The organism is Selenomonas sp. oral taxon 138 str. F0429, assembly GCF_000318175.2.
In the GTDB taxonomy this organism is placed as follows: Bacteria; Bacillota; Negativicutes; order Selenomonadales; family Selenomonadaceae; genus Centipeda; species Centipeda timonae.
In genome coordinates, this window is the sequence record NZ_KB290952.1 from 1 (window position 1) to 24356 (window position 24356).

Consider the following 24356-nt stretch of genomic DNA (forward strand, 5'->3'; position numbering starts at 1 on the left):
CCCCCGCGCAGCTCTCATCGGCGCGATTGTCATAATATAACACAGAGATTTCTCCTGCGTCAACCCCCTTTTTTATATTTTTTGCTTTTCGTCAAAAATAACGTATGATATAATCATTCTACCACATAAACACGACAAAGGAAATATTGTCATGCATGAATACAAGCGCACTGTTACCCTCCCAACGCTTCATGTGACGCTGCCATGTGCACCATCGCAGGAGATTATCTGCATTGGCGGAGGACGTGCCCCCGAAATAGGTTGGCTCACAGGGCTGATACAACAAAGAAATATGTGCGGCTCAGGCACTCCCATCTGGGCGATTGATCGCGGTGTGAACATCTGTCACTCCGCCAACCAAGTGCCCACACATCTGATCGGCGATGGAGACAGTGCGAATCCTACAGCATGGGGTTGGGCAGAGGAACAGAACACAGAGATTCACACCTTCCCGCCCGAGAAGGATTTCACGGATACAGAGCTTGCGCTGCAAATTGCCGCAGACCAGTATACCCACCCGCTCGTCATTTTAACGGCGGCATTCGGCGGGCGGCTCGACCATCTCACGAGTACCGCCTCTGTCGCCGCACACGCGCCCATCCCCTGCGTACTTGCGGACGAGCGTGAAACACTTTTCTACCTCCATGCGGGCGAATCGCTCACCGTGACCTGTGACACGCCCCCGCGTGCCATCTCGCTCCTCCCCTTTACGGAGAAATGTACGGGCGTGACAACGCGTGGGCTGTATTGGGAGCTGCAGGATGCGTGTATCACAAATCGAGAGTCACTTGCAATCAGCAACGTACTCGCACGAGAAAACACCAAGAACACGTTTACCGTCTCCATCAAGAGTGGCGTTCTCGGTGTCTATCTCTGCCATAAAGAATAGAGGAAGTTTTCATTGAATATCAACATTCCACAGACCTATTTCAGCAAGCTCATGCGTGCCGTCGTGGAGTTCGAGCTGATCGAGCAGGGCGATCGTATCTTAATTGGGGTATCGGGCGGCAAGGACAGCATCTTTCTCACCTACGCCCTCGCCATCCTGCGCGAGCGTCTGAAAAGAGATTTTACGATCGCGGCATTCACCGTCAATCCGCAGTTTGACGATCCGTTTGATACCGATGCGATTGCAGCATTCTGCAAGCAGCTTGATGTCCCCTATGAGGTTGTGGATGTCGATATCGCAGGTGCGATTGCGGAACAGGACGACAAAAGCCCCTGCTTCACCTGCGCGTTCTTCCGTCGCGGCGCAGTCAACCGCTACGCCGCAGCGCACCAAATGAATAAGGTCGCCTACGCACATCACCATGACGATGCGGTGGAGACCTTTCTCATGAGCCTATTCTACTCGGGGCAGCTGAACACATTCCGCCCCAAGACGTATCTGGACAAGACGGACATCACTGTCATCCGCCCCCTCGTCTACTTCCGCGAGCAGGAGATCATCGACGCGATCCAGTACCACGGCTTCACGCCGATCCCCTCCCCATGCCCGCACAACGGCAACACAACGCGCCAGACAGTCAAGGAGCTGATCGCGCGTCTCGGCGCAGAAAATCCGAATCTCTACAACCACCTCGCCGCAGGAATGCGCGAGGGCGCGCTCGGCGAGCTTTGGCCTGCAAGCAAGACGCGCAAGGAGATGGAGCGCACCTACCGCACCTTTATGGCGAAGAAATAGCGCCTCTCCTCCTCAGACAACATCAAAAAAGCCGAACGATGAAGTTGTTTCACTTCGCCGTCCGGCTTTTTTCAATCACGTCCAAGCTTGTCGCGCAGGATGACATCGTGTGCGCCGCCCTCGACGATGCTGGTCGAGGAGACGAGGGTGAGTTTCGCCTTGTCGCGGAACTCGGGCAGGCTGAGTGCGCCACAGTTGCACATGGTAGAGCGGATCTTGGAGAGGGTGGTCTGGACGTTCTCCTTCAAAGGACCCGCATACGGGACGTAGGAGTCGACGCCCTCCTCAAAGGACAGCTTCTTGCTGCCGCCGAGGTCGTAGCGCTGCCAGTTGCGCGCGCGGTTCGACCCCTCGCCCCAATACTCCTTATAGTATGTGCCGTTCACCATGACGCGATCCGTCGGGCTCTCGTCGAAGCGCGAGAAGTAGCGCCCGAGCATGAGGAAGTCCGCGCCCATCGCGAGCGCGAGTGTCATGTGGTAGTCATAGACGATGCCGCCGTCGGAGCAAATGGGGATGTAGACGCCCGTTTCCTTGAAATACTTGTCGCGCTCGGCGCACACGTCGATGAGCGCCGTCGCCTGTCCGCGCCCGATGCCCTTCGTCTCACGCGTGATGCAGATGGAGCCGCCGCCGATGCCGACCTTGATAAAGTCCGCACCCGCATTCGCAAGGAAACGGAAGCCCTCTCCGTCGACGATGTTGCCCGCGCCGACCTTGACCGTATCTCCGTACTGCTCGCGGATGTGCTGAATCGTCAGGCGCTGCCACTCGGAGAATCCCTCGGAGGAGTCGATGCAGAGGACATCCACACCCGCAGCGATGAGCGCAGGCACGCGCTCGGCATAGTCGCGCGTATTGATGCCCGCGCCGACGATATAGCTCTTGTTATCATCGGTCAGTTCGAGCTCGTTCTCCTTGTTGTCGGTGTAGTCCTTGCGAAACACCATGTAGCGCAGACGCTGATTCTTGTCGATGAGCGGGAGCATATTCAGCTTGCGCTCCCAGATGAGGTCGTTCGCCTGTGTGAGGGTCGTGGAGTCCGCATCCGCCCAGATGAGCTTTTCAAACGGCGTCATAAAGGTGTGTACCTTCGTATCGAGCGACATGCGCGAGACACGATAGTCACGGCTCGTCACGATGCCGACGAGCTTGCCGTTCGCCGAGCCGTCCTCCGTGACCGCCATCGTGGAGTGCCCCGTCTTCGCGAGGAGGTCGAGTACGCCACCGAGCGTCGTGTCAGGGCTGATGTTCGAGTCGCTGCTGACAAAGCCGGATTTGTAGTTCTTCACGCGCGAGACCATCGCCGCCTCTTCCTCAATGGACTGCGAGCCATAGATGAAGGAAACGCCGCCCTGCTTGGCGAGAGCAATCGCCATTGTGTCATTCGAGACCGCCTGCATGATCGCGGAGGTCATGGGAATGTTCATCATGAGCGCCGGCTCCTCGTCGCGATGATATTTGACGAGCGGCGTCCGCAGCGTGACATTTGCAGGGAAACACTCCGCCGAGGAGTAGCCTGGGATGAGCAGATACTCTCCAAATGTGTGCGATGGCTCAGTGTAGTAATGTGCCAACGAAATCCTTCCTTTCTGTATCCGACCTGAGATGATCCGTCCTAAAATTTTTCTGTCTAATATACGCGCTTCCGCCCGCCGTGTCAACCCGTACGGAAGCAATATATGCCGATATGTTGAAATTTCCCGATTTTGCAAAAAATCCCTAAGAGTCTGTGTCCACTCTTAGGGAAATCGTCTGCTATGGTGCCGAAGGCCGGGGTCGAACCGGCACGTTGTTGCCAACGGCAGATTTTGAGTCTGCTGCGTCTGCCAATTCCGCCACTTCGGCATGGGTTGTATTATAGCACCCCTGCGGCGGATTTGTCAACGTCAGCGCAGGTCGGCTTCGAGCTTTCGGATGAGCTCCATGTCCGCCTCGAACCACGGGACGCTATAGAGATCAGCGCGTCCGAGCCAGCGCCCTGCCGAGTGGACGGAGAGCTGCGGCTCGCCCGCAATGTGGCGGCAGATGTAGAGCCGCATGTTCATATGGTACTCGGGATAGTCGTGATCCACAATCCCAAGCAGACGCTCAACGGCGATCTCGACGCCCAACTCCTCGCGAATCTCACGCACGAGCGCCGCCTCGTCCGTCTCGCCCGGCTCAACCTTACCGCCCGCGAACTCCCATGTCCCCGCGTATGCACCGTAGCCGCGGCATGCGCCGAACACCTTTCCGTCCTTCAAGATCGCCCCCGCAACGACATCGATATGCTTTCGTTCACTCATGGATTTCCTATTCCTTTTCACTCTTTGTTGCACGCAGGAAAAGCTGCATCAGCTGATCACGCGGATCGCGCCCGTGCGTGACAATCTCATAGACGGTCGCGGAGATGGGCAGGTCGACGCCGTACTCCTCTGAAAGCGCCATCAGGGCCTCGGCAGTGTAGACGCCCTCGGCTATCTTGTGGAAGTCCCCCGCCGTGCCGCGCACAACAGCCTCACCGTACCGGCGGTTGTTGCTGTGCGGGGAGAAGAGCGTCGCCTCGTAGTCGCCAAGGTGGGAGAGCCCGTAGATGGTCTCCCCGTCGCCGCCCATCGCACGCACGAGGCGCACGAGCTCACGCGTGCCGCGTGCCATGAGCGCCCCCTTGAGGCTGCTGTAGCCGAGCCCATCGAGCATCCCCGCCGCGAGTCCGACGACGTTCTTCGCCGCTGCGCCGACTTCCGTTCCGAGGAGGTCTTCGCCGTAGTAGAAGCGGATGAGCGGGCTGCCGAGCGCGTCCACGAGCTCACGCAGCGCCTCCCGCTCCTCTCCTGCGAGCACCATGCAGTTCGGAATGCCGCGCACGAAGTCTTGCACGTGACCGGGTCCGACCCAGACGACAGGATGCACAGCACTGCCCAGTTCCTCATGCACCACCGTACTGAGTCGCTTGCCCGTACCGATCTCCAGCCCCTTCATGCAGAGGATGATGCGTCTTTTGCCAAGCTCCGCCCCCAGTCCGCGCGAACAGAGATCGCGGAGGAAGGTGCGCAATGCCTGCGCGTGGATGGAGATGATGACGACCTCTGCCGCCCGAACTGCCTCCGCGAGATCGTCCGTCAGATGGATGTCCGCTGGCAGCGTCAGGAACTCATTCGTCCGCGTCACACGCAGCTCTTTCAGATGAGCAGAGCCCGCACGCCCCCAGAGCGTGACTGCATGCCCGACGCGCTGCGCATACCACGCATGAAATGAGCCCCAACGCCCGCAGCCCAGTACGGATATGTTCATGACGATACCTCCACTCGGATGTTCAAGAGATCACGCACGACTGCGCCCGCCATCATCAGCCCCGCCACAGAGGGCACAAAAGAAACGCTTGCGGGCACTGTTCGACGTCCTGCCGCCGGCGTCTCTTCTCCCGCCTCGGGTGTACGCGGGCGTTCACGCGAGCAGACGACCTTCAGATGCGGGATTCCCTTTTCCTTGAGTTTCTTGCGCAAAATGCGCGCAAGCGGATCGCCCTTCGTCCGATAGATGTCCATGACCTCGAACAGGCTCGGGTCGAGCTTGTTCGCTGCGCCCATGCTTGCGATCTGCGGAATACCGCGCCGATGGCACTGCACGGCGAGGTCGAGCTTTGCTGTCAACGTGTCCACGGCATCGAGTACATAGTCATAGCACTCAGGAAAGAACGCATCCGCATCAGCGGACTGATAGAATGCACGTATCTCACGCACATCACAGGCAGGGTTGATGGAGCGGATGCGCCGCGCCATTGTCTCCGTCTTCGGCATGCCCACGGTCTCGGTCAGTGCGTGAATCTGGCGGTTGATATTCGTCACGTCGATGACATCGTGATCAATGAGCGTCAGCCTACCTACCCCCGCACGTGCGAGTGCCTCAGCTGCATAGGAGCCGACCCCGCCGATGCCGAATACTGCTATGGATGCACTGGCAAGGCGCTCCACGCCCGCACTGCCCAGCAGCATCTCCGTCCGCGCAAAGCGCCGATCATTCATTGTCCCAACCTTTCAGAGTACATGCTAAAGAGCTGCGGCGAAAGCATACACCTCCGCTGCAGCTCCTTTCCCACCAAGTTATGATTGTGTGCCGCTCACTTGACGACGAGCACGGGGCACTTCGACTGCTCCACGACATACTGGCTGACACTGCCGAGCAGAACACCCTTCACCACGCCGAGACCACGGCTGCCCATGACGATGAGATCGATGTCGTTCGTCTCTGCAAAGTCGAGGATGACCACTGCGGGCGAGCCCGTATCCGAGAACGACTCCTTTGCAACGCCTGCAGGGACCATCTCGAGCGCACGGTCAAGGATGACATTCCCCGCCTTTGTCACGGAGTCGAGGATCGCGTCCGAAAGAACGGCGTTGATCGCGAGCTGATTGATGTTCGCGACGTAGAGGAAATTCAGCTTTGCGCCGCAGATCTCGGCGAGCATACCAGCCTTTTCAATCGCACGGTCAGCACCCTCGGAGCCATCCACCGGCACCAAAATATTTTTAATCATGGCAGTTCCTCCTCACTTCTCTATAGAAATGAACCATATAGACAAATTTATGCGCTTCCCGCGACCATGACGCTGGAGTGCGCGTGTTCCAAGACGGTCTGCGTGACGCTCCCAAGGAGAAATCCGCTCACGCGCGAAAGCTTGCGCCCACCGATGACGACGAGCTCCACGCTCATCTCATCGATGAATCGCAGGATCTCTTCCTCAGGTATTCCCGTGCGGTGGTGACGCTCACGTGCAATACACTCGGGCAGGAGCACCTCTGCCACGGCAAATATCTCCTGCGCCTCCTCTGCCGCCGGACGCACAATGCTCTTCGGGAGCCACGAGACATCGCCCTCGTCCGTGCTCGCGTCGAATGGAGACACATAGAGGAGATGCACCTCAGACGCCATCAGCGCAGCAAGCTCACCCGCCAGACAGACGGCACGCAGCGACACCTGCGACCCGTCCACGGGGACAAGGATATGCGCGTACTTTGACTGCTGCTCCATCACGCACCTCCGTCCCGCCTTGTTTGTTGTATTTATTCGCGAAATTCTGTCAAACTCCTTCTTTATTCCGACGATTATTCGCTCTGATGAAAATAAATTGACGTGCCCCACCGAAAATGATAGACTGACTCTATATATAAGGAATAAATGGAGGCAATGCGTTATGGGAGAAGAACAGAGAGTTCAGACGGATGAGGAAGTTGTCGCATCGACAGGGATTTCGGATATCTATGCCGCAGCAAAAAGACTCGAGGGCATTGTGCGAAAGACCCCGCTGGTACACAGTGAGTTCTTCTCCGACATCGCGGGCAATGCGACCTATCTGAAGCTCGAGAATCTCCAGACCACGGGTGCATTCAAGCTGCGCGGCGCATACAACCGCATCTCCATGCTTACGGAGGAGGAACGGGCGCGCGGCGTCATCACCGCCTCAGCTGGCAATCATGCGCAGGGCGTTGCCTACGCCTCGCAGAAACTCGGCGTGAAGGCTGTCATCTGCATGCCAGCGACAACGCCGATCCTAAAGGTCGAGGCGACGCGTGCACTCGGCGCAACGGTCATCCTCCACGGCAACGGCTTCGATGATGCCTATGCGCATAGCCTCGAACTACAAAAGGAGAAGGGCTACGTCTACATCCACCCGTTCAATGACCGCAATGTGATTGTCGGACAGGGCACAATCGCCCTCGAGGTGATCGACGCGCTCAAGGACGTGGATGCAATCCTCGTCCCCGTCGGCGGCGGGGGGCTTGCCTCGGGCATCGCGCTCGCGGTAAAGCTCGTCAACCCGCAGGTGAAGGTCATCGGTGTCGAGCCGGAGAACGCGGCGTGCATGAAGGCAGCGCTCTCCTGCGGACGTGCAATCACCCTCCCCTCTGCCGACACGGTTGCCGACGGCTGCGCCGTACGTACGGCAGGAAACCTGACGCTTGAATTCTGTCGCCGCTACCTCGACGAGATCATCACCGTCTCCGAGATGGAGATCATGAGCGCCCTGCTCTCCCTCATCGAAAAGCACAAATTCATCGCTGAGGGTGCGGGCGTCCTCTCCCTTGCCGCACTCGGCAAGCTGCGCATGAAGGACAAGAAGATCGCCGTGCTCGTCAGCGGCGGCAACATCGACATCTCTACCATCTCCGCACTCATCTCCAAGGCACTCATCTCGCGCGGCAGAGTATTCCGCTTCTCCGTCCAGCTCCCTGACAAACCGGGACAGCTGCTCACCGTCGCGCAGATCCTCACCGATCAGGATGCGAACGTCATCCGCCTCGACCACGATCAGACGATGGTGACGGACAGCTTTCAGAAGGTGCAGCTCACCGTCACCGTCGAGACGCACGGACAGGAGCATATCGACCGCATTGTCTGCGCACTCGCAGCAAACGGATTTGAGATCAACAAGATTTACTGACAGAAGAAAGGATATATCAGCGTATGACTGCCGCCCCAATGAAATGTATCGATCAGGATACGGCACAGCATCTCGCCGACCTCTTCAAGACGCTCGGCGATCCCACGCGCATCAAGATTCTCTCCCTACTCGCAGCAGCCGAGGAGTTGCGCGTCTACGACATTGCGGACGGGCTGGACATGGGACAGTCCGCCATCTCACATCAGCTGCGCGTGCTGCGTACCGCCCGCCTCGTGAAGTTCCGCAGAGACGGGAAAGAAGTGCTCTACTCGATTGACGACGATCACGTGCTGAAACTCCTCGGACAGGGTCTCGAGCACGTACAGCACGCATAGATCACGAAAGGATGCTCTCCATGAAACGCCGCGTCTTTCTCTCAACCGCCGTCGCCCTCCTCCTTGCAGCGGGCACGGCATTTGCCTCCCCCACCCTCCGCGAGGGCTCACACGGGCACGAGGTGCTTGTCCTGCAGCAGGCACTCCAAAAAGCGGGCTACAAGATCAAAAATGCGGACGGCGTATTCGGCAAGGATACCGAACGCGCCGTCGCCGAGTTCCAGCGCGACAACAAGATCAAGATTACAGGCGTCGTCAATAACGCGACGTGGCGCGCCCTCAAAAACTTACCCGAAAAACGCCCGTGGGGCATCGATGTCCCGCCGCCCGCAGAAAAAACACAGCCGCTTGCTCCGAACGGCAAGCCCATCCTTCCCGCGAGCAAGGTATCCGATGTCATCAAGACGGCGAAAGCCTACATGGGGACGCCCTATGTATTCGGAGGCACAACACCGAAGGGCTTTGACTGCTCGGGCTACCTCCAATACGTTTTCCAGAAACAAGGTATCTCGATTCCGCGCACGGCAGATGAGCAGTACAAACTCGGACTGCGCACAAAGAGCACGAAGGAGCTCGTACCCGGCGATCTCGTCTTTTTCGAGACGTATGAAAAGGGCGCGTCCCACTGCGGCATCTACCTCGGCAAGGACGAGTTCATCCACGCCTCCACGAGCAAGGGCGTGCGCATCGATGCGCTGTCGAACGACTATTGGAAGCCACGCTTCCTTGGCGGCAAGCATATTGTGAAATAAGTTGACTTTTCCCGTGCCGCTCATTATAATAGGGCGGTATCGGGATGTAGCGCAGTTTGGTAGCGCATCTGGTTTGGGACCAGAGGGTCGCAGGTTCGAATCCTGTCATCCCGACCATTGCACCTGTAGCTCAGTTGGATAGAGCAACGGCCTTCTAAGCCGTGGGTCGAGGGTTCGAATCCCCCCAGGCGCACCATCGAAATCTACCGTATCGTTGCGGCGGTACGGTTTTTTGTTGTCTTTTTTGAAACGCAACAAAAAAGATGTGAGATTCTGCTCTCACATCCCGTGCGGTCAATATGGTGGAGACAAGGGGGATCGAACCCCTGACCTCTTGCATGCCATGCAAGCGCTCTCCCAGCTGAGCTATGCCCCCGCGAAAGGTATTATAGCGTAAATCACCTATATGCGCAAGGGCTTCACGCAAAAACTTTTCAAAAGTGCATTACAAAACAAATCATATGTTCTATGATAAAAACAGGTGCTATCTACTCGGTGGACGGTCAATCTAACCCCGGAAGGGCGATGATTGTCTATGAACGAAACAAACATGACGCTGTTACTGTTGATCGTTCTAGTATTACTTCTCAGTAAAAAGTAATCCGCCCCCTAGCAGCAAACTATGGGCGGATTCTTTCGCAACCATAAGGGCTGACCGTTTACACGATAGCACCTTTTCTATTCCCTATTATAGGACTTTTCTTTGAAATCGTCAAGTGCCGTCACACGGACTTCAAGCCTCCGCATTGCGCTTCTCATACGCGCCGCTGAGAATATCCGCCCACCACGCTTCGTGCTCCTGATACCATGTAATTGTCGACTGGATTCCGTCGTCGAACTTCGTTGCAGGCGTCCAGCCGAGTTCGCGTCCAATCTTCGTCGGATCGATCGCATAGCGACGGTCATGTCCCTTGCGATCCGTGACATAGGAGATCTGATCCTCGCCCTTGCCGAGCGCGGAGAGGATCGTGCGGACAACCTCGATGTTCGAGCGCTCGTTGTGCCCGCCAACATTGTAGACCTCACCCACCGTGCCACGCCGCATGATTGCATCGATGGCGGAGCAGTGATCGTCAACATGCAGCCAGTCACGAACATTCAGACCGTCGCCATAGACGGGCAGCTTCTCCCCCTGCATCGCACGAATCATCATGAGGGGAATGAGCTTCTCGGGGAACTGGAACGCACCGTAGTTGTTCGAGCAGCGCGAGATCGTCACAGGTATGCCGTAGGTGCGCGCATACGCCTGCACGAGGAGGTCGGCTCCCGCCTTTGACGAAGAATATGGACTCGATGTGTGGAGCGGTGTCTCCTCAGTAAATAGAAGATCCGGGCGGTCAAGCGGCAGATCGCCATAGACCTCGTCCGTCGAGACCTGATGATAGCGCTGAATACCGTATTTGCGGCAGGCATCCATCAGTACGCTCGTCCCGATGATATTCGTACGCAGGAAAATCTCTGGATTTTCGATGGAGCGATCCACGTGGGATTCCGCTGCGAAGTTGACAACAATATCCGGCTGCTCGTGCTCAAAGAGCGCATAGACTGTTGCGCGATCCGCGATGTCACCGCGCACGAACGAGAACTGCGGATTCTCCTGCGCCGCGTCGAGCGTTGCAAGATTGCCCGCATAGGTCAGCGCATCATAGCAGATGATCTGATCCTCCGGATGCTCACACAGCTCGTAGTAGACAAAGTTCGCGCCGATGAATCCCGCCCCGCCCGTCACGATAATCTTCATAGTTTCCGCTCCTTTTTTCTTTCTTTAAATAGATGATTCGACATCTCCTTCATTATTCCTTCATTTACAAAACAAAAACATTTGTGCTATACTGTCTCATGGGAGGGATAAAGATGAAGGAGCGCACGTATATCGCCATCGATCTCAAATCGTTCTATGCCTCGGTCGAATGTATCGAGCGCGGCCTGAATCCAATGACCACGCATCTCGTTGTCGCAGACGAGAGCCGCACGAGCAAGACAATCTGCCTCGCCGTCTCCCCCGCGCTCAAGGCGCACGGCATCGGCGGACGCCCGCGCCTCTTCGAGGTCATCCGCGCCGCGGAGCAGGCAAACGCACGGCGCAAATACCGTGCGCCTGGAAAAACGCTCACGGGCGAGACACGGGATGCCGCAGAACTTGCTGCACACCCTGAGCTTGGCATTGCCTATCACATTGCGCCCCCGCGCATGGCGCTCTACATGGACTACAGCATGCGCATCTACGAGATCTACCTGCGCCACGTCTCTCCCGACGACATTCACATCTACTCCATCGATGAGGTATTTATCGACGTGACGAGCTATCTCCGCACGGAGCGCATCTCGGCACACGACTTCACCATGCGCCTCATCCGAGATGTACTGCGCGAGACGGGGATCACGGCGACAGCGGGCATCGGAACAAATCTCTACCTTGCAAAGGTTGCGATGGACATCGTGGCAAAGCATATGAAGCCGGATGCGGACGGCGTGCGCATTGCGGCACTGGACGAGATGAGCTATCGCCAGCAGCTCTGGACGCATCGTCCGCTCATGGACTTTTGGCGCGTCGGCAGAGGCTATGCGCGTAAACTTGAGGAAAATGGGCTCTATACGATGGGGGATGTTGCACGCTGCTCGCTCGGCAGGGCAAATACGAAATACAATGAGGAGCTTCTCTACCGCCTCTTCGGTGTACAGGCAGAGCTGCTGATCGACCACGCATGGGGTTTTGAGGCCGCGCGCATGGAGGATATCAAGAACTACCGCCCAAAGTCGCGCAGCACACATATGGGACAGGTGCTGCAGTATCCCTACACTGCGCAGAATGCCCGCCTCGTCGTCTGGGAGATGGCGGATGCCCTCTCCATTGAGCTGGCGGAGAAACGCCTCACGAGTGACCGCCTCGAGCTGACCGTCGGCTATGACATCGAGAACCTGACACGACCCGAGATCCGCGCCCTCTACCACGGCCGCATCCGCACGGATCGCTATGGGCGAAAGATACCGTGGCCGGCACACGGCAGAGTGCTCATCGACCGCGGTGTACTCCCGCACGCAATCATGAAGGCGCTGACCAAACTCTTCGACGAGATCGTCAATCCCGCCCTCCTCATCCGAAGACTCACACTCTCCGCACAACATTTAATGACCGAGGAGCAGCACGCCTCCGCCGCCGAGCAAATCTCCCTCTTTACGCCCGAGGAGACGGCGGCAACTGTCCTGACACCTGCGGAGATTGCTGCACAGGAAAAGGAAAAGGCGCTACAGGAAGCAATCATCGCCATCAAGAAGACCTATGGCAAGAATGCCATCCTGCGCGGATCGAATCTCATCGACGGCGCAACGGCACGTCTGCGCAACAGCCAGATTGGTGGACACAAGGCATAAATATGACAGGAGAACAATATGCAGCGACGCATTGAGGACTATACGGACATCATCCATCTGCCGCGCCCCATCTCGCGGACGCATCCGCCCATGTCGCAGCACGACCGCGCGGGACAGTTCGCCCCCTTCTCCGCGCTCACGGGACTCCATGCTGCCGCTGACCGCACGGCACAGGAAAAAGCTGCGCAATATGATAAATACACGCCGCCGGAGCATATTGCTTGACAAAAATCAAAAACATCGCTACAATACTATCCATGTCGGGATGTGGCTCAGCTTGGTAGAGCGCATCGTTCGGGACGATGAGGTCGCAGGTTCGAATCCTGTCATCCCGACCATCTTCATATGGATATGAGCCGGAGCCATTGGGCGCCGGTGTTTTTATTTCCGGAGGCAAATATGGGAGACGAACTCAAACGCTGCAGTTGGGTGAAACTGGATGATCCCATCTATGTGAAATACCACGATGAGGAATGGGGGCAGCCGCTTCACGATGACCGTGCGCTCTACGAGCTTTTCATTCTTGAGACATTTCAGGCCGGGCTGTCGTGGGCGACGATCCTCCACAAGCGCGAGAACTTCCGCCGTGCATACGAGGGTTTTATTCCCGAGCAAGTCGCGGCGTTCAATGCAGCAAAGGTCGAGGAACTAATGCGGGATGCGGGGATTGTGCGCAACCGCCGCAAGATCGAGGCGAGCATTGTGAACAGCCGCATCTTCCTCGACATCGTGCGCGAGTTTGGCTCGTTTGACCGCTATATCTGGGGCTTTACGGATGGAAAACCCGTGCGCGAGAGCTGCGAACTGCGTACAACCTCGACGCTCTCAGACAAGGTGTCAAATGACCTCAAGAAGCGCGGCATGCGATTCGTCGGCTCGACCTGCATCTACTCGACACTGCAGGCGATTGGTGTACTTGCGGCGCACACGGACACGTGTGCTTGGAGCAAGTCATGACACACATGGGCGATCCGCGCCTCGCAGCCCTGCGTGCCGCCTTCCCCTTCACCGTCCCCATCCTCGCCGGTTTTCTCTTTCTCGGACTTGCCTACGGCATCTATACGAACGTCTCGGGCTTCTCGTTCTGGTATCCGATGGCGATGAGTGCGCTGATCTTCGGCGGCTCGCTCGAATTCATCGCGACGGCACTCCTGCTGAGTCCGTTTGCCCCTCTGCAGACCTTCCTGCTCGCGCTGATGGTGCAGGGGCGACATATTTTCTACGGCATTTCCATGTTCGAGAAATATCGCGGCACGGGATGGAGGAAGCCATACCTCATCTACGGCATGTGTGATGAGTCATTCTCCATCAACTACACGACGAAGATTCCGCAGGGTATCGATGCGGGCTGGTTTATGTTCTTTGTGACCCTGCTGAACCAGATCTACTGGGTCGCGGGCGCAACCATCGGTGGACTGGTCGGCACGAGCCTCCCCATCAATACGGAGGGTATTGAATTCGCTATGACAGGACTCTTCGTCGTGATCTTTATGGAGCAGTGGATGAACGACCCGCAGCACTATACGGGAATCCTCGGACTTGCAGCTGCAGGCATCGCACTTGCCGTCTTCGGGCGTGAGGCTTTTATGCTCCCGACCATGTTCATCATTCTCGCGGGATGCCTCGCACTCCGTCCCTTCATCGAAGGGAGAGAGATGGCATGACGTTCACTGAACAGTGTATTACCATCGGGCTCTGTGCGCTTGCGAGTGTACTCACGCGCGCCCTCCCCTTTCTCCTGCTCTCGGAGAAGAAGCCAACACCGCCTATGGTCCGCTATCTCGGCAACGTCCTCCCGGCTGCCGTCTTTGGAATGCTTGTCGTCTACTGTCTCAAGGAGACAACATTGTTCAGCGGAAATCACGGTCTGCCGGAGCTTGCAGGAATTCTTGTGACGGCAGTACTGCATCTGAAATTTCGCCAGATGCTCCTCTCCATTGGAGGAGGGACGGCAGTCTATATGATACTAATTCAATGCATATTCATCCCATAAAAAAATTCCCCATAAAGGGGAATTTTTTTATGGTTACATATAGTCATCCGCCGTGCGGGTCTTTGCCTTCTTGCGGAGGCCAAGCATACGCGAGATACGGTTGACAATGACATAGAACACGGGAATGAGGAAGATACCGAGAATGGTGGCAAAGAGCATGCCGCCGACGACGGCGACGCCCATGCCGTTACGCGCCGCAGCCCCCGCACCGGATGCCATGCAGAGAGGCAGACAGCCAATGATGAACGCAAACGATGTCATGAGGATCGGACGGAGACGCAGCCCCGCCGCCTGAATCGCCGCTTTCAAGGGATCCATGCCGCGATCGGCGCGTACCTTTGCGAACTCGACAATCAGAATAGCATTCTTTGCCGCAAGACCGATGACCATGATGACACCGATCTGCATATAGACGCTGTTCTGATAGCCCGCCGCAGGAATGCCAATCGTGCCGAAGATCGTCGCGAGGATGTATTCGGAGAAGAGTGCCCCGAAGATGCCGGTCGGCACGGTGAAGAGCACGGCAAACGGTACGCTCCAACTCTCATAGAGTGCCGCAAGGCAGAGGAACACGAAGACAAGACAGAGTGCAAGCACCTGCATGGTCGAATCCGCCGACTTTTTCTCCTCGCGGCTCTGCCCCGACCATTCGATGCTGAATCCGGAGCCTGCATGCTTCTGCACGATCTCGGTGATGGCGTTCATCGCCTCGCCCGAGCTGTAGCCGCTGCCGGAACTTCCCTGGAACGTGATCGAGCGTGCGCCGTTAAAGCGGCTGATCTGTGTCGGTCCCGTTGTAAGTTTGGGTCTGAGTAGCGTATCAAGCGGCACCATGCCGCCCTGAGAGTTCTTGACAAAAACGAACTTTGCCGCCTCTGCCTCGGTGCGATAGGTCACGTCGGACTGCAGCACGACCTTGTAGGTGCGCCCGAACTGGTTGAAATCATTGACCTCATAGCCGCCGAAGTTGACCTGCAGTGCCGTGAATACATCCGAGAGCTGAACGCCGAGGTTCTTGACCTTTTCGCGGTCGATCTCATACTGATAGCTCGGCGCGTTGATCTTGAACGTCGAGCGTACACCACGCAGCTCAGGGCGTGTATTCGCCTCGGCGAGAATCGCATTCACGATGTCGTTGAGCTCGGTGTCGGAGTGCCCGCTCATATCCTGCAGCTGAAGCGACCAGCCGCCGACATTGCCGAGCCCCGGCAGTGCGGGCGGATTGATGGCAACGACAAGTGCCTCGGGTGCCTCCATCGCGCCGACGCGGAACATCGTACCGACCGCAGCAGCAACCGACTCAGCGAGCCCTGCACGCTGCGACCAGTCCTTCATACCAACGAACACGACAGCACCGTTGGAGTTCGCACCGCCCGCGAGGATGTCGAAGCCGTTGATGGACATGACGGCACTCTGCCCCTTGATCTCGCGCTGTGCCGCCTGCTGGATCTTGTCCACGGTCTTCTGTGTCTGATTCGTGGACGTGCCCGGCGGCAGCTGAATCGCGATCATCATATAGCCCTGATCTTCCTCAGGGACAAATGTGGTCGGCAGATTCCGATAGATGATCGCCGTAAGCCCGCAGACGATGAGCAGGAAGATAACGGCAACCTTCGATTTGCGGATAAACTTGCTGACGATACCAACATAGCCCTTGCGCGTCGCATCGAACCAGTTATTGAATCGGTCAAAGAAGCGGTCGAGTACGCTCTTTGTCCCATTCTCCTTCTTTGGTTTGAGCATGAGCGCGCAGAGTGCCGGCGTCAGCGACAGCGCGACAAAGGCAGAAATCGCCATCGAGATTGCAATCGTGAGCGCGAACTGCTTATAGAGCACGCCCATCATGCCGCCGAGGAAGGCAACGGGGACAAAGACCGCCGCGAGCACGAAGGCAATCGCAACAACAGGCCCCTGCACCTCTGCCATCGCACGCTCCGTTGCGTCAACGGGCGAAAGTCCGCTCTCCATATGATGCTCGACGTTCTCGATGACGACGATCGCATCGTCGACGACAAGACCGATTGCAAGCACCATTGCAAAGAGCGTCAGCGTATTGATGGAGAAATCCAACAGGACAAACGCGCCGAATGCACCGATGAGGGACACAGGCACGGCGAGCAGCGGGATCAGCGTCGCACGCCAGCTCTGCAAAAAGAGGAAGATGACGAGCACGACGAGCAGCAGTGCCTCAAGGAAGGTATGCACAACCTCCTTGATGGATGCGTTGATGTAGTCCGTGCTATCAAAGACAGACTTCATCTTGAGTCCGGGCGGGAAGGTCTTCTCCGCCTCCTCAAGAATCTTGCGCACCTCGGCGAGCGTAATCATCGCATTTGCATCGGAGGTCAGCTGTATGCCGAAACCAACGGCGGGATAGCCGTTAAATTTCGCAACAATATTATTTTGACGCTGACCGGTCTCAATACGTGCAACATCCTTCAAGCGGACGAATGTGCCGTCCTTGCCCGCAGCAATGATGACGTTGCCGAACTCCTCGGGCGTCGTAAGACGCCCCTGCACCTTGCCCGTGAACTGCTTCTCCTGCCCGTTCTGCGTCGGCATACCGCCGACCGTTCCCGCAGGAGCCTGTACGTTCTGCTCGTTGATTGCCTTTGTGATGTCCGAAACGGTCAAACCGAGCTCCGCGAGGCGATCCGGATTCATCCAGACGCGCATCGCATAGTCGGCACCGAATACCTGCACCTCGCCCACGCCGCTGACGCGCTTGATCGCATCGAGGAAGTAGAGCGTTGCATAGTTCTTCATGAAGGCGCGGTCATAGGTGCCGTCCTCGGAGTACAGCGAAACGAAGTACGCCATCTGCCCCGAGGATTTGCGCGTCGTAACGCCCGCCGACTGCACGGAGGACGGCAGGCTGGCATTTGCCCCCGCCGCATTGTTCTGCACCTTGACGGCATCCATATCTCCGTCCGTGCCGACATCGAACGTGACGGACAGGCTGTAACGCCCCGTATCATCAGAGGTGGAGCTCATGTAGTCCATCCCCTGCGTACCGTTAATCTGCTCCTCGATGACCTGCGCCACCGTCTCATTGACAACGGCAGCACTTGCACCCGTATAGTTCGCCGACACCGCAACCGTCGGCGGCGAGATCTGCGGATACTGCGCGATTGGCAGTGAGAGGCCCGCAATCGTACCGATGATGACGATCATCACCGCAATGACAATCGCAAAGATCGGTCGATGGATGAAAAATTTTGCCAAAGGATCTCCTCCTTACTTCGCGGGCGTGAGCTCACGCGTATTAAAGTTGGAGGTATCCCCCTCAAGCGAGAATCCCATGTCGCTTGCTGTCACCATCGTCACGGCTAGATCGCCGCCCTCCTGGAGCGTGGTCAGCCCCTCAACCACAACGATATCCGAACTGTCCAAACCTTCCTTAACAACGTAGTAGCTGCCAATCTTATCGCCCAGTGTCACCGTGCGTGCGACAGCCTTATTGTCCGGCCCTACGAGCATGACAAAGGACTTGCCGAGCAGCTGCTGAACAGCACGCTCAGGCACGAGAATCGCATTCGGAATCGTGTCGCCGATCAGGCTGACGCGCGCAAACATGCCCGGCAGGAGAAGTCCATCCGGATTATCAAAGAGAGCCTTTACCGTCAGCGTCCCCGTCTGAGCAGTAAGAGCGCGATCCGAGGTCACGATATGCCCGATGATCGGATACTTCGAGCCGTTGGAGAGCGTCAGCTCGACCACAACAGCAGCGATTCCGCCCTGCTGTGCCGCCTGCTCAACGAAGTTCAGGTACTCGTTCTCTGAGAGGCTGAACTGCGCAAAGATCGGGTTTGCTGTGCCCATCGAAACGAGCGTCGTCGTTCCCGCAGAGACAAATGTCCCCATCGCCACATCATCTACAGAGAGCTGCCCCGACATCGGTGCGTAGATCACCGTATCATCGAGATTCTCCTGTGCCTGACGCACGAGTGCTTCATTCGCAGCGACCGCCGCCTCATAGGCGTTCACCTGTGCCTGCTGCGTGGAGAGTGTCTGCTCAGAGACCGCTGCACTGGCATAGAGCTGCTGATAGCGTCCGAGATCCATGCGTGCATTGTTCAGCGTCGCCTCGGATTGCGCAAGCACGGCCTTCGCCTGCAGAAGCGCACTCTCATACTGGCGAGAGTCAATGCGGTAGAGCGGCTGCCCTGCCGATACAGACTGCCCACCCACGATGTATTTCTCGACAATGTTCCCGGAGACACGCGACTGAATCTTCACCTCGTCCGTGCCCACGATCTGTCCCGCATATACATGCGTGAGCGGCGTATCCTGCCGCAGTACATTCATCGCCTTGACAGACGTCGCACGCGCTCCGCCCCCCTGCTGACCGCTCCCGCAGCCGCTCAGAAGCATACCGAGCGCGAAGATCGCAGCGACGAGAACGCCCAGACCTTTTCTGTTCTCAAACAAATAAATAACCTCCTCTTTCCCATTCCCCACATCATGTGAAAGGTGTTAACATATGTATGAAGAAGGGCAGGTATCCGCACGGGAATCCCTGCCATAACAGATTCATATTAGCGAAGCACGGTGCAAAAGTCAAGAAATGATGTGTGCTTCAAGGTGAAGTTTAACCGATTTTTTAACCGAGTCCGATGCGGTCAAGAGCGGCTGCGGCAGCTTGCTGCTCCGCCTCCTTCTTGCTACGTCCCGTACCTTCCCCCATCGGCTCGTCACCAATAAGAACGCGGGTCGTAAAACGCTTGTCATGGTCGGGTCCCGTCTCACCAATCAGCTTGTAGGAAATCGACGCATGTCGCTTCTGCTGCACATGCTCCTGCAGTGTCGTCTTGTAGTCGCGCGCAACATGCGTCTTCTCTACAGAGAGGGCCTCAGCAGCAAGCTGATGTGCCACATAGTCACGCGCTGTCTCCCAGCCGCCGTCGAGATAGACGGCACCGACGACCGCCTCGAATGCGTTCTCGAGATTGTTCTGCCTATCTGCGCCCCCATTGTGCAGCTCCCCACGCCCGAGCAGGAGGTAGCTGCCAAGGTCGAGCTGCCGCGCAAGGCGCGCAAGCGTCTCACTCTGAACGAGGCTCGCGCGCATCTTCGTCAGCTCCCCCTCGGAGCACTCCGGAAAATGCGCATACAAATACGTGCTGGAGGCAAGCTCCAGCACGGCATCGCCCAGAAACTCCAGACGTTCGTTATGCGGTATATCATCCTTCGCTTCATTTGTATACGAAGGGTGGGTCAGCGCCTCATCGAGCAGCGAGAGGTCACCGAAGGAAACACCTATTTGGACAGAAAGGCGCACAAGTGCTGCGCGCCTTCCCTCTGTCATTTCGTGTGCCATTTGTTTTACTTCTGATACTTCTTGACGACGAGGCAGGCGTTGTGCCCGCCGAAGCCGAAGGAGTTCGAGATCGCCGCGCGAACTTTTTTCGCACGCGCCTTGTTCGGTACATAGTCGAGGTCGAGCCCCTCGTCCGGCGTATCGTAGTTGATCGTCGGCGGGAGCATATCGTTCTCGACTGCAAGCGCCGTTGCAATCAGCTCAACACTGCCTGCAGCACCGAGTAGATGTCCCGTCATGGACTTGATCGAGGAGACTGCAACATCCTTTGCAGCATCGCCCCAGACCGTCTTGATTGCCTCGGTCTCGCAGAGGTCATTCATATGCGTGGACGTGCCATGTGCGTTGACATAGTCGACCTCTTCCGGCTTCAGCCCCGCATCATCCAGTGCAAATTTCATGCACTTCGCCTGATACTCGCCATGCGGCGCAGGGCTCGTGATATGATAGCCGTCCGAGTTCGAGCCGTAGCCGACGAGCTCGGCGTAGATATGTGCACCACGCGCCTCTGCGTGCTCGAGCGTCTCAAGCACGACCAGACCCGCGCCCTCGCCCATGACGAAGCCCGAGCGGTTCTTGTCGAACGGACGCGAGGCATGCGCGGGATCGTCGTTGTGATCCGTGCAGAGTGCCTTCATCGCAGCAAAGCCCGCGCTTGCAGCCTCGGAGATGCTTGCCTCCGTGCCGCCCGCGATCATGATGTCTGCCTCGCCGCGCTGCATCACGCGATAGGCATCGCCGATACAGTTTGCGCCCGTCGCACACGCCGTCACAACACAGGACACAGGACCATGCAGGCCGTAGTTGATTGCGACCTGCCCCGCTGCCATGTTGGCAATCATCATGGGGATGAAGAAGGGGCTGACGCGCTCGGGACCCTTGTCAAAGAGGCGCTCATAGGTGCTATGCATCGTCTCGATGCCGCCGATGCCCGCGCCGACATAGGCGCCGATGCGATCGCGATCCTCGCTGTCCAGATTGAGCCCCGCGTCTGCAATCGCCATACCGGCGGAGACGACGGCGAACTGAGCGTAGCGATCCATGCGCTTTGCCTCTTTCTTGTCGATGTAGCCATCGACATCGAAGGCCTTGACCTCGCCTGCAATCTGCGCAGCGTAGTTCGTCGCATCGAAGCGGGTAATGCGTTCAATGCCGTTCTTGCCTGCAAGCAGCGCCTCCCAGAAGGCGTCCTTACCAATGCCGATCGGCGTGATCGGGCCAACCCCCGTAACGACAATTCTCTTCTTCAAACCAACCGACTCCTTTCCTAGAGTTCACACCCTAGTTCGCTGCCTCAAGCTGCTCTTTCAGCTCTTCAAATATCTCATGAACACTCAAAATCCGATCGATGCGCGGCATGAACTCGCCCGTAAAGACCAAGCCCGTCTCGAGATCTCCCTGCTGCGCACGCGAGAGTGCGCGGATGATGCAGAAGTGATGGTCACACTGCTTCAGGCAGCGGTCGCACACCTTCGGCGGTACTGGCCCCTCCATGATCCGTGCCGAGAACGGGGTGTGCACAGCACGCCCCGGCAGCCCCACGGGGCTGTGGATGATGACAATGTCATCCTTCTTGGATTTCAGGTAATACTGCTTCAGCGACGGCGCAGCATTGGACTCCTCACAAGCCGCAAAGCGCGAACCGAGCTGTACGCCATCTGCACCCATCTTGTGCAGATCCGCAATATCCTGCCCCGTCAGGATACCGCCGGCTGCAAAGATCGGAATCTTCACCGCCGCGCGGACATCGGAGATGATATTGCGCACGGACTGATCCGTGCCGAGATGACCGCCTGCCTCCTTGCCCTCGACAACGACCGCAGCCGCGCCGAGTTTTTCGGAGATCTTCGCCAGCTTCGCCGTGGAGACAATCGGCACAATCGGGGTGCCGGACTCCTTGCCGAGCTGGAACATATCGCGGGAGAATCCCGCACCTGCGACCACGAGGTCAATGCCCTCATCAATCGCAATTTTAACGGCATCCGCAAAGTCGCTTGCCGCGACCATCTCATTGATGCCGATGATCCCATTGGGAGATAGTGAGCGCGCGAGACGAATCTCATAGCGCAGTTCCTGCGGCTTCATGCCGGAGGCCGCGATGAGTCCGATTCCGCCCTCGTTTGCAACAGCGGCCGCGAGCCGCGCCGTTGTTATGCGGATCGCCATGCCGCCCTGAATGATGGGGATGGCGGCAACCTTATTGCCGATCCTCACCTCGGGTAGTCTCATATAAGCCCTCCAATCGGGAGAGTATGCCACACAGCAGCATCATGTTCATTGAACATTGACTCTCCACAAGAAGTTTTGGCTCCTCCTCCAACTCTCGTTCTATCGTCAGTCGGGAGGCACATGTATCACAGCAGGGTGCTTCCCACCCTGATTGTATGCAAATTCATAGATGTCTTTTGAGAAAAATCCCGTGCGCCTGAGCTGTCACGGGATTTCCCTAAAAGACCAGTTTTGTGCACGAATGCGACCAAAGGTCACTGTGTCTTACTTGTTCTGATCGATGTAGTTGACGACATCCTGAACCGTCTTAATCTTCTCAGCAGCCTCGTCGGGGATTTCAACATTGAATTCCTCCTCGAAAGCCATGATGAGCTCAACGATGTCGAGCGAATCTGCGCCAAGATCGTCAATGAAGGTGGACTCGAGGGTGACTTCATCAGCCTCCGAGCCAAGCTGTTCTACGACGATGTCGCGAACCTTGTCAAACGTTGCCATGCGTGTTCACCTCCTTTAAATAGATTGATTGTATGCTACATAACCATGCCGCCGTCTACATTAAGCGTCTGGCCGGTAATGTACGACGCTGCATCACTTACAAGGAAGAGAACAGCATCGGCAACATGCTCCGGTTTGCCAAGTGCTCCAAGCGGAATGCCCTCAGCAATCTTTTCGCGAATGCTGTCCTTGAGGACAGCTGTCATATCGGTGTCGATAAAGCCTGGCGCAACGACGTTGACCGTAATCCCGCGCGGCGCAAATTCCTTTGCCGCAGACTTCGAGAAGCCGATCACGCCCGCCTTTGCCGCAGCGTAATTCGTCTGCCCCACGTTGCCGATCTCGCCGACCACGGAGGAGAGATTGACAATGCGCCCGCTGCGCTGCTTCGTCATGAACTTTGCAGCAGCCTTCGTGCAGGCATAGATGCCTTTGAGGTTCGTGTTGATCACAGCATCGAAATCCTCATCCTTCATGCGGACGAGCAGCGTATCGCGCGTAATGCCCGCATTGTTGACGAGAATATCGAGACCGCCGAGTTCCTCATGCACGCGCGTGACCATCTCGGTCGCGGCAGCGCTGTCGGAGACATCCGCCTGAACGAGCAGTGCCGTACCGCCCTGCTCCTCGATGATCGCCTTGACCTCCTCGGCTGCAGCCTGATTGCCCGCATAGTTGACGGCAACCTTTGCGCCCTCCTGTGCAAGCCGGATGGCGATTGCGCGCCCAATACCGCGAGAACCGCCCGTAACAAGAGCAACTTTCCCCTCAAGAAGCATGGATTTCCTCCTTAATCGCACCGAATTCATTTAATCATTACTTCTTTAGTGTGTCAAGTGTTTTTTGCAGGGATTCCACATTCTCGACGTTCAGGCTCTTCAGCGTCTTGTCGATGCGCTTGTTAAAGCCCGCGAGCGTCTTGCCGGGGCCGCATTCGACATAGGTATCCGCGCCAAAGTCGCGCATCGTGTTGACGCACGCAATCCAGCGCACGGGATGATCTGCCTGTGCGACGAGGTTCGCCTTGATCTCCTCTGCCGTCTGCTGAAGTCCGCCCGTATAGTTCGAGACCACGGGGAACGCCGCATCGTGCAGCGTGACCTTGTCGAGCTCTGCCGCGAGCTTTTTCGCGGCGGGTTCCATCAGCGTCGAGTGGAACGGTGCGGAGACGGGCAGAATGACCGCCTTCTTCGCGCCCTTTTCCTGCAGCAGCTGCACAGCTGTCTCTACGCCCTTCGCCGTACCTGCGATAACAGTCTGTCCGGGGCAGTTGAAGTTGACTGCCTGCACGGCGCCTGCTGCACTCGCTTCGGCGCAGACCGCAATGATCGTATCATCGTCGAGCCCGATCACCGCAGCCATCGCCCCCTCACCCACGGGAACGGCTTCCTGCATATAGGCACCGCGCTTGTGCACGAGAACGACAGCATCCTGGAACGAGAGCACGCCCGCCGCAACGAGTGCCGCATACTCTCCGAGGCTGTGCCCCGCGGCAATCTCAGGCTCAATGCCCTCTGCGCGCAGGAGCTCCGCCGCGATCACCGCCACCGTGAGGATTGCGGGCTGCGTATGCTCGGTCAGCTGCAGCTGATCGGCAGGCCCCTCGAAGCAGAGCTTGCTGATGGAGTAGCCGAGCGCCTCATCCGCTTCGGCAAAGCGCTTCTTTGCAAGATCATAGGTATCGAAGAAGTCCTTCCCCATGCCAACGACCTGCGCCCCCTGTCCGGGGAACAAAAATGCAAGTTTTCCCAT

General features: G+C 57.4%; 25 protein-coding genes and 5 tRNA genes. 13 read left to right on the top strand and 17 right to left on the bottom strand.

The window, feature by feature from the left end; genetic code table 11:
* Positions 1 to 151 precede the first annotated feature (151 nt).
* Both HMPREF9163_RS09905 and HMPREF9163_RS09910 read left to right on the top strand, forming a co-directional pair.
* The gene (locus HMPREF9163_RS09905) at positions 152 to 889 is read left to right on the top strand and encodes a thiamine diphosphokinase (protein WP_037346979.1); all 738 of its coding nucleotides are present in this window, start codon (positions 152 to 154) and stop codon (positions 887 to 889) included.
* Between the two features lie 12 nt (positions 890 to 901).
* A complete protein-coding gene (locus HMPREF9163_RS09910) occupies positions 902 to 1684 on the top strand; it encodes a tRNA 2-thiocytidine biosynthesis TtcA family protein (RefSeq protein WP_009441650.1) in 783 nt (260 codons plus the stop codon).
* 71 nt (positions 1685 to 1755) lie between these two features.
* Here HMPREF9163_RS09910 and HMPREF9163_RS09915 read toward each other — a convergent pair whose 3' ends face one another.
* From HMPREF9163_RS09915 to HMPREF9163_RS09945, 7 genes are all read right to left on the bottom strand, one after another.
* Positions 1756 to 3261 carry an IMP dehydrogenase gene (locus HMPREF9163_RS09915; RefSeq protein ID WP_009441651.1) on the bottom strand — a complete coding sequence of 502 codons (1506 nt, stop codon included), beginning with the start codon at positions 3259 to 3261 and terminating at the stop codon, positions 1756 to 1758.
* Between the two features lie 184 nt (positions 3262 to 3445).
* Positions 3446 to 3532: transfer RNA gene (locus HMPREF9163_RS09920), tRNA-Leu, on the bottom strand.
* A 41-nt stretch (positions 3533 to 3573) separates the two neighbouring features.
* Complete coding sequence (locus HMPREF9163_RS09925) at positions 3574 to 3972, bottom strand: (deoxy)nucleoside triphosphate pyrophosphohydrolase (RefSeq protein ID WP_009441652.1); 399 nt, start codon at positions 3970 to 3972, stop codon at positions 3574 to 3576.
* A gap of 7 nt (positions 3973 to 3979) precedes the next feature.
* On the bottom strand, positions 3980 to 4960 hold the full coding sequence (locus HMPREF9163_RS09930; protein WP_009441653.1) for an NAD(P)H-dependent glycerol-3-phosphate dehydrogenase: 981 nt from the start codon (positions 4958 to 4960) through the stop codon (positions 3980 to 3982).
* Positions 4957 to 5691: a ThiF family adenylyltransferase gene (locus HMPREF9163_RS09935; RefSeq protein ID WP_009441654.1), complete on the bottom strand. Its 735-nt coding sequence runs from the start codon at positions 5689 to 5691 to the stop codon at positions 4957 to 4959. The genes HMPREF9163_RS09930 and HMPREF9163_RS09935 overlap by 4 nt, the downstream gene beginning before the upstream one ends.
* Before the next feature lie 95 nt (positions 5692 to 5786).
* The gene (locus tag HMPREF9163_RS09940) at positions 5787 to 6203 is read right to left on the bottom strand and encodes a universal stress protein (protein ID WP_009441655.1); all 417 of its coding nucleotides are present in this window, start codon (positions 6201 to 6203) and stop codon (positions 5787 to 5789) included.
* Between the two features lie 47 nt (positions 6204 to 6250).
* Positions 6251 to 6697 (bottom strand): universal stress protein, encoded by a 447-nt coding sequence (locus tag HMPREF9163_RS09945; protein ID WP_009441656.1) that lies wholly within the window; start codon positions 6695 to 6697, stop codon positions 6251 to 6253.
* A 163-nt stretch (positions 6698 to 6860) separates the two neighbouring features.
* Here HMPREF9163_RS09945 and ilvA point away from each other — a divergent pair, with 163 nt between their 5' ends.
* From ilvA to HMPREF9163_RS09970, 5 genes are all read left to right on the top strand, one after another.
* The gene (gene ilvA, locus HMPREF9163_RS09950) at positions 6861 to 8108 is read left to right on the top strand and encodes a threonine ammonia-lyase (protein WP_009441657.1); all 1248 of its coding nucleotides are present in this window, start codon (positions 6861 to 6863) and stop codon (positions 8106 to 8108) included.
* 23 nt (positions 8109 to 8131) lie between these two features.
* Positions 8132 to 8443 carry a helix-turn-helix transcriptional regulator gene (locus tag HMPREF9163_RS09955; protein WP_009441658.1) on the top strand — a complete coding sequence of 104 codons (312 nt, stop codon included), beginning with the start codon at positions 8132 to 8134 and terminating at the stop codon, positions 8441 to 8443.
* Positions 8444 to 8463: 20 nt separating this feature from the next.
* Positions 8464 to 9195 (top strand): NlpC/P60 family protein, encoded by a 732-nt coding sequence (locus tag HMPREF9163_RS09960; protein WP_037346983.1) that lies wholly within the window; start codon positions 8464 to 8466, stop codon positions 9193 to 9195.
* A 40-nt stretch (positions 9196 to 9235) separates the two neighbouring features.
* Positions 9236 to 9312, top strand: a tRNA-Pro gene (locus HMPREF9163_RS09965).
* A 2-nt stretch (positions 9313 to 9314) separates the two neighbouring features.
* Positions 9315 to 9391, top strand: a tRNA-Arg gene (locus HMPREF9163_RS09970).
* A gap of 104 nt (positions 9392 to 9495) precedes the next feature.
* Here HMPREF9163_RS09970 and HMPREF9163_RS09975 read toward each other — a convergent pair.
* Positions 9496 to 9571 (bottom strand) — tRNA-Ala (locus HMPREF9163_RS09975).
* A gap of 357 nt (positions 9572 to 9928) precedes the next feature.
* A complete protein-coding gene (rfbB, locus tag HMPREF9163_RS09980; protein WP_009441660.1) occupies positions 9929 to 10936 on the bottom strand; it encodes a dTDP-glucose 4,6-dehydratase in 1008 nt (335 codons plus the stop codon).
* A 113-nt stretch (positions 10937 to 11049) separates the two neighbouring features.
* Between rfbB and HMPREF9163_RS09985 the strand changes: the two genes are divergently transcribed.
* From HMPREF9163_RS09985 to HMPREF9163_RS10010, 6 genes are all read left to right on the top strand, one after another.
* Positions 11050 to 12567, top strand: a complete 1518-nt coding sequence (locus HMPREF9163_RS09985) for a type VI secretion protein ImpB (protein ID WP_037346985.1) — start codon at positions 11050 to 11052, stop codon at positions 12565 to 12567.
* Between the two features lie 18 nt (positions 12568 to 12585).
* Entirely contained in the window at positions 12586 to 12792 is a 207-nt protein-coding gene (locus HMPREF9163_RS09990) for a hypothetical protein (protein WP_009441662.1), read from the top strand.
* Positions 12793 to 12828: 36 nt separating this feature from the next.
* Positions 12829 to 12905, top strand: a tRNA-Pro gene (locus HMPREF9163_RS09995).
* Between the two features lie 61 nt (positions 12906 to 12966).
* Positions 12967 to 13524, top strand: a complete 558-nt coding sequence (locus HMPREF9163_RS10000) for a DNA-3-methyladenine glycosylase I (protein WP_037346988.1) — start codon at positions 12967 to 12969, stop codon at positions 13522 to 13524.
* On the top strand, positions 13521 to 14231 hold the full coding sequence (locus HMPREF9163_RS10005; protein WP_009441664.1) for an AzlC family ABC transporter permease: 711 nt from the start codon (positions 13521 to 13523) through the stop codon (positions 14229 to 14231). Before HMPREF9163_RS10000 ends, HMPREF9163_RS10005 begins: the two co-directional genes overlap by 4 nt.
* Positions 14228 to 14560, top strand: a complete 333-nt coding sequence (locus HMPREF9163_RS10010; RefSeq protein ID WP_009441665.1) for a branched-chain amino acid transporter permease — start codon at positions 14228 to 14230, stop codon at positions 14558 to 14560. Before HMPREF9163_RS10005 ends, HMPREF9163_RS10010 begins: the two co-directional genes overlap by 4 nt.
* A gap of 33 nt (positions 14561 to 14593) precedes the next feature.
* Here HMPREF9163_RS10010 and HMPREF9163_RS10015 read toward each other — a convergent pair whose 3' ends face one another.
* The 8 genes from HMPREF9163_RS10015 to fabD all read right to left on the bottom strand — a co-directional run bounded on the left by HMPREF9163_RS10015 (position 14594) and on the right by fabD (position 24356).
* Positions 14594 to 17785: an efflux RND transporter permease subunit gene (locus HMPREF9163_RS10015; protein ID WP_009441666.1), complete on the bottom strand. Its 3192-nt coding sequence runs from the start codon at positions 17783 to 17785 to the stop codon at positions 14594 to 14596.
* Positions 17786 to 17797: 12 nt separating this feature from the next.
* Positions 17798 to 18934, bottom strand: a complete 1137-nt coding sequence (locus HMPREF9163_RS10020) for an efflux RND transporter periplasmic adaptor subunit (protein WP_157049447.1) — start codon at positions 18932 to 18934, stop codon at positions 17798 to 17800.
* Between the two features lie 229 nt (positions 18935 to 19163).
* Complete coding sequence (gene rnc, locus HMPREF9163_RS10025) at positions 19164 to 19880, bottom strand: ribonuclease III (RefSeq protein ID WP_009441668.1); 717 nt, start codon at positions 19878 to 19880, stop codon at positions 19164 to 19166.
* 5 nt (positions 19881 to 19885) lie between these two features.
* The gene (gene fabF, locus HMPREF9163_RS10030) at positions 19886 to 21130 is read right to left on the bottom strand and encodes a beta-ketoacyl-ACP synthase II (RefSeq protein WP_009441669.1); all 1245 of its coding nucleotides are present in this window, start codon (positions 21128 to 21130) and stop codon (positions 19886 to 19888) included.
* A 31-nt stretch (positions 21131 to 21161) separates the two neighbouring features.
* Positions 21162 to 22109, bottom strand: a complete 948-nt coding sequence (locus HMPREF9163_RS10035) for a nitronate monooxygenase family protein (protein ID WP_009441670.1) — start codon at positions 22107 to 22109, stop codon at positions 21162 to 21164.
* Between the two features lie 264 nt (positions 22110 to 22373).
* On the bottom strand, positions 22374 to 22604 hold the full coding sequence (locus HMPREF9163_RS10040; RefSeq protein WP_006689543.1) for an acyl carrier protein: 231 nt from the start codon (positions 22602 to 22604) through the stop codon (positions 22374 to 22376).
* Between the two features lie 35 nt (positions 22605 to 22639).
* On the bottom strand, positions 22640 to 23383 hold the full coding sequence (gene fabG / locus HMPREF9163_RS10045) for a 3-oxoacyl-[acyl-carrier-protein] reductase (protein WP_009441671.1): 744 nt from the start codon (positions 23381 to 23383) through the stop codon (positions 22640 to 22642).
* Between the two features lie 37 nt (positions 23384 to 23420).
* Positions 23421 to 24356, bottom strand: a complete 936-nt coding sequence (gene fabD / locus HMPREF9163_RS10050) for an ACP S-malonyltransferase (RefSeq protein ID WP_009441672.1) — start codon at positions 24354 to 24356, stop codon at positions 23421 to 23423.